This window comes from Rhodococcus sp. T9N (assembly GCF_024436645.1).
Classification (GTDB): Bacteria; Actinomycetota; Actinomycetes; order Mycobacteriales; family Mycobacteriaceae; genus Rhodococcus_F; species Rhodococcus_F qingshengii.
Genome location: NZ_JAMSKS010000002.1, coordinates 315,064 through 328,137, shown reverse-complemented (window position 1 = coordinate 328,137; position 13,074 = coordinate 315,064). Strand labels below are relative to the sequence as shown.

General features: G+C 60.2%; 12 protein-coding genes. 5 read left to right on the top strand and 7 right to left on the bottom strand.

What is annotated here, in order from left to right; genetic code table 11:
* Positions 1 to 18: 18 nt before the first annotated feature.
* Together M1L53_RS05280 and M1L53_RS05275 are read right to left on the bottom strand one after the other, a co-directional pair.
* Positions 19 to 387, bottom strand: coding sequence for a cupin domain-containing protein (locus M1L53_RS05280; protein ID WP_020906254.1), 369 nt, complete (start codon positions 385 to 387; stop codon positions 19 to 21).
* A gap of 245 nt (positions 388 to 632) precedes the next feature.
* The gene (locus M1L53_RS05275) at positions 633 to 1,196 is read right to left on the bottom strand and encodes a TetR/AcrR family transcriptional regulator (RefSeq protein WP_029254476.1); all 564 of its coding nucleotides are present in this window, start codon (positions 1,194 to 1,196) and stop codon (positions 633 to 635) included.
* 98 nt (positions 1,197 to 1,294) lie between these two features.
* Between M1L53_RS05275 and M1L53_RS05270 the strand changes: the two genes are divergently transcribed.
* Positions 1,295 to 2,521, top strand: coding sequence for an amidohydrolase family protein (locus tag M1L53_RS05270; RefSeq protein ID WP_225989611.1), 1,227 nt, complete (start codon positions 1,295 to 1,297; stop codon positions 2,519 to 2,521).
* Positions 2,518 to 3,390, top strand: coding sequence for an alpha/beta hydrolase (locus M1L53_RS05265; protein ID WP_054188061.1), 873 nt, complete (start codon positions 2,518 to 2,520; stop codon positions 3,388 to 3,390). Before M1L53_RS05270 ends, M1L53_RS05265 begins: the two co-directional genes overlap by 4 nt.
* 165 nt (positions 3,391 to 3,555) lie before the next feature.
* Here M1L53_RS05265 and M1L53_RS05260 read toward each other — a convergent pair whose 3' ends face one another.
* Positions 3,556 to 4,866, bottom strand: coding sequence for an FAD-binding oxidoreductase (locus M1L53_RS05260; protein WP_003945449.1), 1,311 nt, complete (start codon positions 4,864 to 4,866; stop codon positions 3,556 to 3,558).
* Positions 4,867 to 5,100: 234 nt separating this feature from the next.
* Positions 5,101 to 6,465 carry an MFS transporter gene (locus tag M1L53_RS05255; protein ID WP_050656837.1) on the bottom strand — a complete coding sequence of 455 codons (1,365 nt, stop codon included), beginning with the start codon at positions 6,463 to 6,465 and terminating at the stop codon, positions 5,101 to 5,103.
* 401 nt (positions 6,466 to 6,866) lie between these two features.
* Here M1L53_RS05255 and M1L53_RS05250 point away from each other — a divergent pair, with 401 nt between their 5' ends.
* A complete protein-coding gene (locus tag M1L53_RS05250) occupies positions 6,867 to 7,544 on the top strand; it encodes a hypothetical protein (protein WP_232319060.1) in 678 nt (225 codons plus the stop codon).
* A complete protein-coding gene (locus tag M1L53_RS05245; protein WP_311053461.1) occupies positions 7,436 to 8,083 on the top strand; it encodes a helix-turn-helix domain-containing protein in 648 nt (215 codons plus the stop codon). Before M1L53_RS05250 ends, M1L53_RS05245 begins: the two co-directional genes overlap by 109 nt.
* Before the next feature lie 642 nt (positions 8,084 to 8,725).
* On the opposite strand, the gene M1L53_RS05240 is transcribed toward M1L53_RS05245, so the two are convergent.
* The 3 genes from M1L53_RS05240 to M1L53_RS05230 form a co-directional block, all read right to left on the bottom strand.
* Positions 8,726 to 10,150, bottom strand: coding sequence for a PQQ-binding-like beta-propeller repeat protein (locus M1L53_RS05240; protein WP_054188062.1), 1,425 nt, complete (start codon positions 10,148 to 10,150; stop codon positions 8,726 to 8,728).
* Positions 10,151 to 10,292: 142 nt separating this feature from the next.
* Complete coding sequence (locus M1L53_RS05235; RefSeq protein ID WP_003945451.1) at positions 10,293 to 11,594, bottom strand: TrpB-like pyridoxal phosphate-dependent enzyme; 1,302 nt, start codon at positions 11,592 to 11,594, stop codon at positions 10,293 to 10,295.
* A gap of 288 nt (positions 11,595 to 11,882) precedes the next feature.
* Entirely contained in the window at positions 11,883 to 12,341 is a 459-nt protein-coding gene (locus M1L53_RS05230) for a PaaI family thioesterase (protein ID WP_003945940.1), read from the bottom strand.
* Positions 12,342 to 12,426: 85 nt separating this feature from the next.
* Here M1L53_RS05230 and M1L53_RS05225 point away from each other — a divergent pair, with 85 nt between their 5' ends.
* Positions 12,427 to 13,002 carry a TetR/AcrR family transcriptional regulator gene (locus M1L53_RS05225; RefSeq protein WP_003945856.1) on the top strand — a complete coding sequence of 192 codons (576 nt, stop codon included), beginning with the start codon at positions 12,427 to 12,429 and terminating at the stop codon, positions 13,000 to 13,002.
* Positions 13,003 to 13,074: the final 72 nt, after the last annotated feature.

Below are 13,074 nucleotides of genomic sequence, written 5' to 3'. Positions count from 1 at the left end.
TGTTGCGGATTCTCTCGGTCATACGTTGTATACGACGAACACCTTGCGTACGGTCTCGGTGACCGTCCACGTACCCTTCCATCCGATTGGGAAGATTGCACTCGTACCGGCAACGAGATGTACGGGATCGCCGTCGTCCTCCTCGACGGTCATGGCGCCGGAGACGATGGTGATGATCTCGCCGCGGGTGAGGAACTCCCACCGCGACTTTCCCGGTTCGCTCTCCCAGACTCCGGATTGAATGCGGCCGTCGTCACTGGTGAACTCGACATCTGCACGAGTGATGATGTCTCCGCCGAGTGGCTCTGCACTGGGTTGGCCGAGCAGTGCTTGCTGGAAGATCCCACTTGCGCTGTTCAACTCTGCGGCACGGAAGGTAATGGTCACAATTCAATCCTGACTTTCGAAACTCATGTGAATCATCGGACTTGTCGATGATGTCGTGTGTCTGCTGGGTCGGGATAGGTTCACTTGTCGCATCTTTCGGCACTTCGCTCGTACAGATGTCGAAAGTGCGATCGGCCACCATTCAACCGGGGTTCAGAGACCCGTCTCACGCCGAAACGTGACCGAGCCAATGGCAAACGGCCCCGCGTCGGTGATTTCGAACGAGGGTGATCGGTTGTGAGGCCTTACGTGGTGGACGCTGTCAACGAGGTGATGAAGCGCTCGGCTGCCGCGTCGACCTCGGCGTCGGGGGTGAGCAACCTCTGCAGCAACAGTCCTCGCAGACATGCGGTTGCGATGATGCTCTGCTGCTTTGCATCCACCACTGTGAATCCTTCGCGAAGGGCTGCCGCTTCAAGGAGATGAGCCAAGTCGTCGAGGTCGGCGGCGAAATCTTGAAATGCTTTGTGCTCGTACACCGCAAGTCCGGCCAGGTGAAAAAAGGTGCGGCTTCGATCTTCGTGCTCGGCGTTCGAGTAGAAACTCCAGATCGCCCTGCACAGGGCCGCGAACCCGAGATCTTTGCCCATCGCGGCGATGACGAGGTTGTCACGGCGGCGCGCTTCCGACAGTACGGCGCTGAGGAGACCTGGTCGTGATCCGAAGTGATAGGTCAGAAGCGTGTGGTGCACGCCGAGTCGCTCCGCTACTTGGCGCATCGACAGCTTCGGACTCGGGCCGGTTTCACCGAACTCGTCGAACAGCGCCTGTAACAGTCGCTCTCGACCCTCCCCAACCGGCGATCTCACGCTACCTCCATTGACGGGTTCACCACTGTTGAGTACGGTACCGCATATCGAATTCACCAGTGTTTAGGAGAGTGGTTTCCAATGCTCGGGAGGTCCCTTTGACTGACGTATGGTTTGCCGGCGGCATGGTCGCGGATGGATCGGGCACCGACCCGGTCGAAGTCGACGTGTGCGTGAGTGGCGGCATTGTCACCGCGATCGGACAGGCGCCGTCGGGTTCGACGACAGTTGACTTGGACGGCATGCTTCTGACTCCGGGGCTGATCGATGCTCATGTCCACCTGGGTATTTCGAGTCCGATCCGAAGGCAATTCGGGTTTGAGCTCTCGGCAGCCGAACTGGCTGCGGGCATCTTCGCCACCGCGGGCGATGCCCTCGACGCGGGCTTCACCACGGTGCGAGACGTCGGTGGCATCGACGGCGGAGTCGTCGACGTTATCGCGAGCGGCAAGGTGCGTGGTCCGCGTGTCCTCTCGTGTGGTCCTGTGCAGTGCCAGACCGGTGGACACGGCTACTACGGGGCCGCGTGGGAGCCGACCGAGCTGTGGAACATGCACCACATTCCCGGGCTCTGCGCCTTGTCCTTGATGTCGGGTAATGCCGACGAGCTACGACGCAACGTGCGCGAATCGTTCCGCCGAGGCGCAACATTTCTGAAACTGTGCGTCACCGGCGGTGTCGTCGGAGGCCATGACAGCCTCACCGACACACAGTTCACCGTCGAGGAAATCTCCGTGGCAGTGGAAGAAGCAGCGTCGCGCGGCACCTACGTCACGGTCCACGCGCACAACAATGCGGGCATTCGCAACGCGGTGCGGGCCGGCGTCCGGTGCGTGGAACACGGCACCGACATCGATGCGGAGACGGCCCAGCTGATGCGGGAACATGACGTGGCACTTGTCCCCACCTTCGCCGTGGTCGAGCAGTTGGCGGACACCGAAAGCATGGACCTGGACCCGGCAATACGAGAGCGTGCAGCCGGAGTGCGTCAACGCATGGCCAGAGCGCTCGAGGCCTCTCGCGCAGCAGGCCTGAGGATCGGCCTGGGCTCGGACCTCATCGGGCCGCACCAAAAGCGCCGAGGTGAGGAGTTGCACTTGCGCGCGGAGTTGGAGTCGCCGATGCATGCACTCGTTTCGGCCACCAGCGTCAATGCCGACATTCTCGGTATCGGGGAAAGCGTCGGGACGATCCGCGTCGGTATGCAGGCGGACATGGTTGCCTGGCAGCAAGACCCACTCCGAGACGCAAAGGTGTTCGCCGATCCGGACATGGCTGTTCTCGTCGTGAAGTCCGGAAATATCGTCAAGGGAGACGTTCGATGAGCGCAATGCTGCACGGATGCTTTGCAGACACGGAGTACTTCGAAATCACGGCGAAGTCGGGGTACAGCTACGGCATCTGGGTGACCACACCCCCCGGCTACGCGGACTCCACGGATCCCTTACCGCTGATATACGTGATGGACGGCAACTGGGCTGTAGGTCTTACCGCCCCGCTCATCGTCACGCAGGCAGACCCGTATCTGACGATCGCCCCGTACATCCAGGTCAGCGTCGGTTATGCCGGTGAAGAAGCTGCCAACTGGGCACGACTACGCAACCGCGATCTCGTGCCGCCCGGGGAACCGGTAGGCGAAGAAATGATGGCTACTCTTGCCGCTGCTCGCGACTCGGGTGCAATGACCCAGGAGTATGTGGACGCCTACCTCGAGGAGCTGGCAGACACCCACGGGGACGTCTTCCTCGACTTCCTGACCAACGAACTCCACCCTCGCCTGTACTCGTCGGAGCTACGTGTCAGCGAGTCCGGGCACGGACTCTTCGGGTACTCGTACGGAGGCCTTTTCGCCCTCTACGCATGGCTGCGCGACGCGCCCCCATTCGCGACCTTCGGTGCGGGTAGTCCCGGAGTTGTGAACGCCGACAGCCAGATCCACACACTGGTCGAGGCACTGCCCGAGCGTGGCGCGGGCTCAGTTGTTCCGCAGCTGCACGTCACGCTGAACGAAGCCGAACTGACTGGACCCATTCCGATCTATCGCGGACTGTCACGCAACGTTCTCGCCGTCGTGGAGCAGTTGCATGGCAAGGGACGGTCGCAGGATGTTTCGACCGCGTTGTTGCACGAGACGCACGTAACCGGGCTGCAGGCATCGTTCCTGAGCTACTTGAAAAAATGCCATGCACGGTAGCTGTTCGTCCCGGCGACGATGTGCACGCTGACACGTTCGACGGGCGATTTTCCGTAGACGCCGTTGAAGGAGAAGTCGGCTGTGGGCGTCCACCACGTGGTGGACACCCACAGCCGTGTCTATTCAGTTGTCGCGGCTATCGATTCTCCAAGCCGGACAACACTTCTAACCCATGACGGTCCCGGTCGACTCGGCATTGGGTGCCCGAAGGCGGGAGAATGCGCCGAGGTCGATTTCGAGCCCGGTGTGCATCCCGACATAGGTCAGGGGATCAGCGTCGTGATCGTGTCCAGCTTCCACCTGGTCGATGATCCTGGACATGAGGCGCCCAGCGATGGGCGCATTTTTGAATTGGTTCCCGCTGGTGCCCATGGCGACGTAGAAACCTTGCCTGTCTGTCTTGTCATAGATCGGGGTCCAGTCGGATGCTGCGTCGTACACGCCGGCAATACCTTTCGGTTGTGACGGGACCTCCAGGGTGGGGAAACGCCTGGCGGCGCGGAAAACCTGCGCTTCGAACCGGGCAACAGTGCGATTCGGGTTGGCGGTATCAGGATCGTCGATCCACTCGAGCGGATCGCAATCCGGTTCGGTTCCGCCGACAAGGAAACCGTTTCCAGGTTCGGCTCGCATGTAGGTTCCGAGATCCAAATCGGCGATCATCGGGCCGAGGATCTCGTCGTCGTTGTAGCCAGTGGGTGCGGTGACGTGATGAACTTCCTGGCGCAAGGGCCGAACCGAAACCTTGAAGTCGGCCCCGACGTTCGACAGCTTGTTGAACGCTCCTGACCAGGGGCCGGCGGCATTGACGACAATCTTGGATTTCACACTTTCCCCGTCGTCGAGCCCTAGCTGCCAGATGCCGTCAGGCAACTGCTCGACTGCCACTACACGCGTGTTGTATGCGAAAACCGCACCGTGCGAACGTGCTGCCGCAGCAAGATTCGCGGCAGCCAGTTGCGGGTCGTCGACGAACCCCGCCTGAGGTGTGTACAGCGCGCCGAGCGTGGTTTCGGCATCTGCGAAGAAGGACTCCGAGTCGACTGGCTTCGGAGGATAGTATTTGCCGGCGTCGATACCGGGAATCTTCTCGACGAGTGTCGTTGCGTCCCAGAGCTGGTAATCGATTCCTATCTTCTCGAATAATCCGATCGTGCGCGCGTGGGGCGCGACGTCGACATCGAGCAGTGCCATCCCGCATTGCCGAAACTTCGCAAGCGCGCCGTCGACTGTCGCGTTGAGATGCTCGTTCCAGTTTTGCCAGCAATGCAGCGACTCCCAAGCCGCAGCCATACCGTCGAATGTGGAGTAGTTGAACCGGATAACCGCACTGGATGCACTGGTCGAGCCGTAGCCCGGACCACCAGACTTGTCGATGACCAGGACTTCGTAACCTCGAGCGGCCAGTTCGTAGGCGATGGAGCTGCCGATCACTCCAGCTCCGACCACAACTGCATCGGTCTTGTCGGTAGGCACTTTCGGCCTCTCTTTCTACTGATGGCTTTGCCGGATCGAAAGCACAGCTGTTCGATCCGGCAAGCTTGGGTTCTGGTAATTCCGACGCCGTCGACTTCCTCTGGAGAGCTTCATCCCGACTTCTCGGATTCGGCTCTGTCTTAATGAATTTGGCACCTGAAAGTCCAGAGGTGTTCGTCGTCCTCAACTCTCTCGTGGCGGCCATCGGAACGCTATCGACAGCTGCGCAAAAAATCACAGCCGTGGCGCGTCCGTTGTCAGAAATGTTTCGTCGGGCTGCCCTGCGTGGCAGACCAGTTTTTTCGTTTCCGGAATCCCTCGCCACAGAATGGGAAGTGCGATCAAAGCGATGGCGGTCGCGTAGAAGGCAGGCGACAGATCGCTTCCAGTGGCGTTGACCAGTGCTGCGCACACCAGCGGCGCAGTTCCTGCAAAGAGCGCATATGCGATGTTGTAGGGGATTGCCGTGCCGGTGAATCGAGCATGCGTCGGCATCATTTCGAGGATTACGAGCAAAGCGGACGCGAGTAAGGAAAGCGCGAGGACCAGAGCAGCCAGTGCAATGGCAATCGCGAAAATGTTTCCGGTACCGATGAGCATGTAGCTGGGCACCGAGACGAAAACTGACATCACCATGCCGATTCTGACGAGTGGCCTCCGGCCGATTCGGTCGACTGTGGCGCCGAAGAAGATGAACAGCGGTACTGCGAGAACCAAAGCGCCGGTTGTCATCAGCAGTGCAACCGTGCTCGGAACATCGGCTGAGAGAACCAGAAATGTCGGCATGTAGCCGAGCAGCATATGAGTAACGACACCGAGCGAGGCGAAGTACACGAAGGACGTGAGCAGAGTCCGCCAGTGATTGCGGAACAGATCTGCGAGTGGGCGGGTTGGAAGGGAATCGTTTTCTTGCATTTCCTTGAACGCCGGAGTCTCCTCGACGGCAAGCCTCATGAACAGGCCCACCATGGCGACAACGCCTCCGATGATGAACGGCCAACGCCATCCTCCGTCGGCGAAGTGCTCAGCGCCGACCGAGCTGAATGACAAGACTGTGACCGTGGCCAAGATACTGCCGACGAACGACGAAGAGCTGATAATCCCCGCGTACAAGCCTCGGCGGTGAGACGGCGCATGCTCGACGACGAAGGTTGCCGCTCCGGTGTATTCGCCGCCGGCCGAGAATCCTTGAACCAATCGGCACAGCAGCAGCAACAGCGGTGCTGCAACACCGATCGAAGCGTACGTCGGTAGGAGACCGATTGCCGCTGTCGAGCAGCCCATGAGCGTAATTGCCAGGGACAATGATCTCCGTCGGCCGAGGCGGTCACCAAGCCGTCCGAAGAATATGCCGCCGGCAGGTCTGGCCAAGAAGGCGACTCCGTAAAGAGCGAAGGTGGCAAGCAGTGCGCCACTGCCGAACTCCGGAGGGAAGAACACTGTCGCGAGAACTGCGGCAGTGAAGCCGTAGATCGTGAAATCGAACCATTCGACGATGTTGCCTGTCGCCCCGGCGATCAGGGCCCTACGGCGCGCCGATCGACGTCCAGGTGACGTCTCGGTTTGATGCTCTACAGGAGCATTTGCTGTGCCGGTCATGATGATTCCTCTCGGGATATGCTGAATGGCAACGGCTTTGCGATATCACGGTCACCGATGTCATTCGAGGTATTCGACATTGAAAGAGGTCGGTGGGATTCGATGTTGAACTGGCGACCGAAGGTCGTTTGTCGATTTCGGGTCGGAGGCGACTTCGTCTGAGGGAGATCGTGCCGGCCGGCCTCGCTCCCCATTACGCAAATCCCACGGCTGCAACAGATCTCGTCACTGCCACGTCTGCCGGTTTGCGGACCGAGTGAAGACGTCACGGGTCTCGGGTGCTTGGCATGAAGCGAGCCTATGGTGCGAAAGTTAGTTGCATCACTGTCATGTGTTCAATTTTCTACGTAGAAATTTGGGCATATGTTGCAAACCGGAGAGGGGGCTCGTACAGTTCGACCATGGTCGGAGAACTGCAGCATTTGGTGGACACTACCGGGCGCCGACTGGACCGTTCCGTTGCGATCGATGATGTACAGATTCGTCTGCTCGCGTACAACTCGCATGACAGTGCCGTCGATTCAGTCAGAATGAATTCCGTTCTACAGCGGAATGTTTCACGCGAGATCGTAGACTTCATCTACGCGAGTGGAGGCCGTGAAGCCCTCGATCTCTTCACTGTTCCCGTCAACGAAGAACTAGGGCTGACCCTTGGCCGGGTCGGGATGCCGATCCGGTACCGCAATGCGCTGCTGGGCTTCGTCTGGCTGTTGACTTCGGAGGGCGAAGTTGACGAGGATCAAGCCGAGGTCTTGAGGCGCACGGCTGATGCGGCAGCGATGATCCTCCACCGCGAACAGTTGCTGGACGAGTTGTCCCGAAGTCGGGAGCGGGAACTTACTCGAGACGTCCTGTCGGGCGAGCGGTCGCTGCGCGAGGACGCGGCAAACAGGTTGGCCGAGGAGGGCTTGTTGGCTGCGGGTCCAGCAGTCGTGGTCACTGTGTTGCTCCGTCCTGGCGACCAGTCGACATTGACCGAAAGAGATCGTCTGAGTGTTGCCGTCGGCGTCGATCAGCTTCGACGGAGGTCCCGCGGAACAGTGCAATCCAACTCGACCGCCCCGACCACAGTCTGTTGATCGTATCGGTGGCCGAACGCTCGACTCAAACCCATCTGGACTCGCTGATCGTGGCAGCCCGGGAGCGAGTCTTGTCTGAAAGTGGGCGCCAGAACATCGAATGTTGGGTCGGTATCGGTGAACCGCGAACCTCGGTTGCGGATGTGCGCGAATCCTACGAAGAGTCCAGACGTTCCGCAGATGTGGCCCAGGTCGTCAAGGTGCTCGGAAATGTTGTGCGTTATCGGGATCTCGGCGTCTACGGACTACTGGCCGAACTGTCGGAGGATCGACTCGAGAACAGTATTCACTCAGGTTTGCAGTCCTTGCTCAGCCATGAGGACTCGAAAAGTGAGGCTCTTCTCGCGACGCTGGAGAGCTTTTTGGACAATGCCGGTGACGTAAAGCGAACGTCAGAGGCGCTCTGTGTGCATCGAGGGAGCTTGTACTATCGCTTGCGGCGAATTCAGGAGATAACACGAGCAGACTTGGCAAACGGCGACGACCGGTTGGCCTTGCATTTGAGCCTGAAAGTCGCGCGGCTGTTGGATCTCCGATGATCCCGATCCGAGAAGAGGGGACTGCGGAAGAATCCAGCGGCTCAACGTAGTTGGCGGCTTTCGATCGTCAAGCATGATGGTTCTGGGGTGGGAAAGGAAGCGCGTCGTACATCGGCCGGGGTGGGTTGGCTTGACCTGCTGAGACGTTCATACGTTTGATCGGGCACCTTCTATCCTCCTGTCGGCAGATGCGGCGGAGTGCAACTTTTTCGGGCATTGAAAGTGCAGAATCGTCCAGATGGGTGTCGAGCTGCGTGAAGAACGCGCGTTTTTGCAAACCGAAATGACGACGAATTTGGTCTGAGTTCGGTCCCCCGGTACGCAGATGTTCGCGCGCGAACTGGACTATTTGTTGCCGACTGCAAATTGGGGATTTCGCATCCATTCCCGTTGGCTCCCTTTATCGTTGGATTGGATCAGATACCTGAGTCGGTGCGATTCGTATGCACCCCTTCACCGCAGGTCTGGTCTGATCTTTCCGAAGTCGGAGTCGCGGAGATACATGCAGTTGTTCGAGATCGTTCCCCCGAAATTGAACAAACGCGCCAGACTGGATTGTGGCCATCGAGGCTGTACGTCTATCCATTTGCTGGTTGCTGAGCCGGCTGGTCAGTACGACACTGAACCGGTGATGTTGCCGGCCTATCGCCAAACGGTGAAGTGGTTTTGCCAGGAGAACGACACGTTTTTGCCGGCATTCGAGACGACGACTCCGCGCGGATCGACCTCTGGCGGAAGGGGGACCGACCACATCATCTTTCCGTCGCGAGCCCTGATCGAATGCATGCCGGTGTAGTCGCTGAAAACGAAGTGATCGCCATCAGTCGCACCGCTTCGAACCCAGTACGCGTCTTGCCAGGGTGTTTGCCACAGTTGTCGGCCACTCTCGACGTCGAGACCCGAGATTGTGCGGGTCTCCGGCGACGTGACGAGGATTGTTTTTCCTACCACTGCGGCGATGGTGCTTCCTGTCCCGGCCGTCGCGGTGTTGACGATTTGTGAACTGCGCCAGAGTTCGTCACCCGACTCCGGATCGTAGGCGCCGTCGCCGAGAAACATCGGCACCGCCGTCGAGGGCTTACTCGGGTAGGACGACGATGAGTACGAGGGAATCGGTATCGCACGAATCGTGGATCCGTCGGAAGCCAAGAGGTTTTGGGTTCCGGCATATCCCGACCGGCCGCCGACACTGGTGAGGAACAATCCGTTCCCGGTAGGGACAAGCGAATCGCCCTCGAATCGGAATCGCTCGGCGCCGGAATCCAGATCGTAGATTCGATAGCGGTACTGCGGGTCCCCGCCATCGCCCTGTTCCATCGCAATGACAGTGTCGGTGTGAGGGACCGTGTAGACGGCTCCGAACTTCTCACTTGGTTCGAAGGTACGCACGAAGTTGGCAGTCAAATTGGTTGTGGTGCCGCTGGCAAGAATTCGTGTTCGAACCGTTCCGTCCATCCTTTCGCCGGACGTGTACACGGTGTCTCCGGCGATGGTGGCGCCATTGAGATCGAAGTCGGTTCCGAGGTCGGACATCAGAGTTCCGGTCGCGGTATCGACAAAGATCATCCGTCGATCGCCCCAGCACGCGATGATCGTGGATTCGTTCTGCTGACTGCACTGGCCGATGACTCCGCCGATTCGCGTTTTCCACAGCGGACTTCCGTCGTCGGGATTCACCCCGACGAGTGTGACGGCACCGACTCCCTGACTCGACGAAGACTCGTCGGTCTTGGGAAGCGGATAAGCAGTCGCGGCCACCAGCACGTCACCGACTTGGTACGTGTTGCCGTAGCCGTAGTAGCTATCGAGCGTGGAAGGCATCGACAGCAGCACGTCCCCGGGGTTGTCCGTGAGCGCTCGGACATCGAGCTCCCAGGCTTGTTGCGGAGGATCGGAGAGGTCTACGTCGACAACGCCTTGCTCGACGATCGGACCGCCTGTCTTCTGCTTCGGCCATGCCGCATCACTGGAGTCGGAGATTACCGATACGACGATGAACGCGATCGCCACGAGCAATGCCAGTCCGAGTGCGACCAGTTTCCAATGTTCCTTCAACCGAAGCTGCATCGAAAGACCGTAACCGATCGATCAAACTGATCGGTTCGTTTCGCGGACGGCCGGCACGATGTCGATCGCGAGATCGAGCCCACGTGCTCGGTGTGACGAAGTGTGGTGGCCTCGTACGCACGAGACCACCACACCGACGGCGTCAGACGTAAGGCGAGTACGCCGGAAGATCCAACTGACCGTTGCCGGACAGCCCGATCACGATCACCTCGGGTTCGGTGACGGCACGGGCGTGAGCGATAGCGCCGGCAACCGCGTGGGTTGATTCCGGAGCCGGGATGATTCCTTCGGCGCGGGCGAAAATCAGACCTGCCTGGAGTGCGTCGTCCTGATCGACGGCAATTGCATCCATGAGTCCGAGGTTGACCGCGTGCGAGACCATCGGCGACATGCCGTGGTAGCGGAGGCCACCGGCATGGATGGCCGGCGGTACGAAATCCTTACCCAGAGTGTGCATCTTGAGCAGCGGCGTCAGGCCGGCGACATCACCGAAGTCGTAGCGGTACTCGCCCTGGGTGAGGGACGGGCATGCCGACGGCTCGCAGGCGACCAGACGAGTCTTGGTGCCTTCGCGAAGGTTTCGTCCCAGGAACGGGAAGGTGAGTCCGGCGAGGTTGGAACCGCCACCGGCGCAACCGAACACGGTGTCGGGGACGGCGTCGCCGGCTTCTTCGAGCTGGACCATTGCTTCCTGACCGATCACGGTCTGGTGCAGCATGACGTGGTTCAGCACGCTACCGAGTGAGTAGTGCGTGTTCGGATCCTGCGCAGCGACCTCGACGGCCTCACTGATGGCCATACCGAGCGAGCCGGTGGTGTCGGGATGCGACTTCAACAGTGCGCGTCCGGCTTCCGTCAGGTCCGAAGGCGACGGGTGACAGATTCCGCCGTACGCCTCCATCTGGATGCGTCGGTACGGCTTCGAATCGAAGGACGAGCGAACCTGCCATACCTCGACGTCGAGTCCGAGCAGCGCGCCCGCGAACGACAGCGACGCACCCCACTGTCCCGCACCGGTTTCGGTGGTGAGCTTGGTGGTTCCCTCGATTGCGTTGTAGTAAGCCTGCGCGACAGCAGTATTCGGCTTGTGTGAACCGACCGGGCTCACGCCTTCGTACTTGTAGTAGATGCGGGCAGGTGTGCCCAGAGCGCGCTCGAGTCGGTGCGCGCGGAACAAGGGAGAGGGCCTCCACATGCCGTAGATCTCGCGAACCGTCTCCGGGATCTCGATGTAGCGCTCGGTTGCGACTTCCTGCGCGATGAGGTTCATCGGGAACAGCGGCGCCAAGTCCTCGGGGCCGAGCGGCTCACGAGTGCCCGGATGCAGGTGCGGGGGAACAGGCTCGGGGAGGTCAGCCGCCAGGTTGTACCAGTGCGTCGGCACTTTCGACGGGATGGAGACGCCCAAAGGCTCGAGCGAACGGTTGAGTGGGGTGGTGGTCAACTAACTCTCCTTCGTGGATTCGGTACCTGATCTTGGCGGTCGTAGCGACGACGCGTACGGCATTTGCCGGATCGGGGATCCTGGAGAGGAGCCTGCTGGACCACCCGATGTCGGTCCGGGCAGCACGCAGTTGCGGCTGACCGTCAGCGGTCGGGCCACCAGAGGTGCGCAGTGAGCAGGGTCACGAGCCGATCGTACATCGGTACTCGCACCCTGCTCACGTCGGGCGCGGCTACATTCTCGCCATCCTTCGTCGGCGCGGCTACATTCTCGCCATCCTTCGTCGGCTCAGCGAAAAATCATGCACGTCGTGGTTCCATGCGCCACCAACTTGCCGTTCTTGTCGAGGACCTTGCCCTCTGCGGTCGCGGTGCGCCCGCCCACGTGAATGACACTGCCGTGGGCTGTCAGCTCGTCACCGTCGAGAGGCACAGTGCGGATGTAGTTGAGCTTGAGTTCGAGGGTCGTGTAGCCGACGCCCGCGGGAAGCATCGTGTGTACCGCGCAGCCCATGACCGAGTCGAGCAGCGTTGCGCAGATGCCGCCGTGCACAGTGCCGAGCGGGTTGCTGAAATCGGCGCGCGGGGTCAGGGCGAAGCTGACGGATCCCTCGTTGACCTCGCGCATCTCCATGCCGAGGAGGCGTCCGATGCTGGGTCGGTCGTTGACCTGGGTTCCCATCCAGCGGAGAAGTTCGAGGCCTGTCATCTGCGCCGGATCGACGGTCGCGGTTGTCTCGTCACTCATTGTTTCATCCCATCACTATGTAGGTCGTCATACATAACGTAGCGTATGAGTCGACAGGTGTACCGACGGCCGAAGGATCTGTGACATGGCAGAGCTGAGCTCACGTGATCGCATGATTCGCAGTGCGGTTGAACTGATCAGCCGCAACGGTGTCGACGCGACGTCCTTCAGCGACGTCATCAAGCACAGCGGCGCACCCCGTGGGTCGATCTACCACCACTTTCCTGGCGGTAAGACCGAGTTGATGGTCGAAGCCGTGCGCGCGGCCGGTGCGATCATCACCAGACGGATCAGCTCGGCTGCGGCTACCGGTTCCACGGCCGACGTGATCGAAGCGGTCGGAGACATCTGGCGACTCAATCTCACACGCTCGGACTTCGCGATCGGCTGCCCGGTGATTGCCGGCGGGTTGGCGCGTGCCAGTGAGCCAGAAGTCGCGGAAGTGTCGGCTGAGGTCATGCTGGGATGGCAGAAGTTGATCGAATCGCAACTCGAAACTGCGGGTTATCCTGCAGTGCAGGCAAAATCGATGGCAAACCTGACGATCACGTCGGTCGAAGGTGCGGTGGCGGTGTGCCAGACGACTCGAAGTATCGAGCCGCTCGAACAGGTCATCGCTTCACTGCAGGGGCTCTCTCGTTCTGAGGCTTGGTCCGGCTGAGCCTTCGGGGGTTGACTTCGGTCGTCAAGTATCCGTAACTTCATGTAACGGCTAATTGGGCAGGAGTAGGCG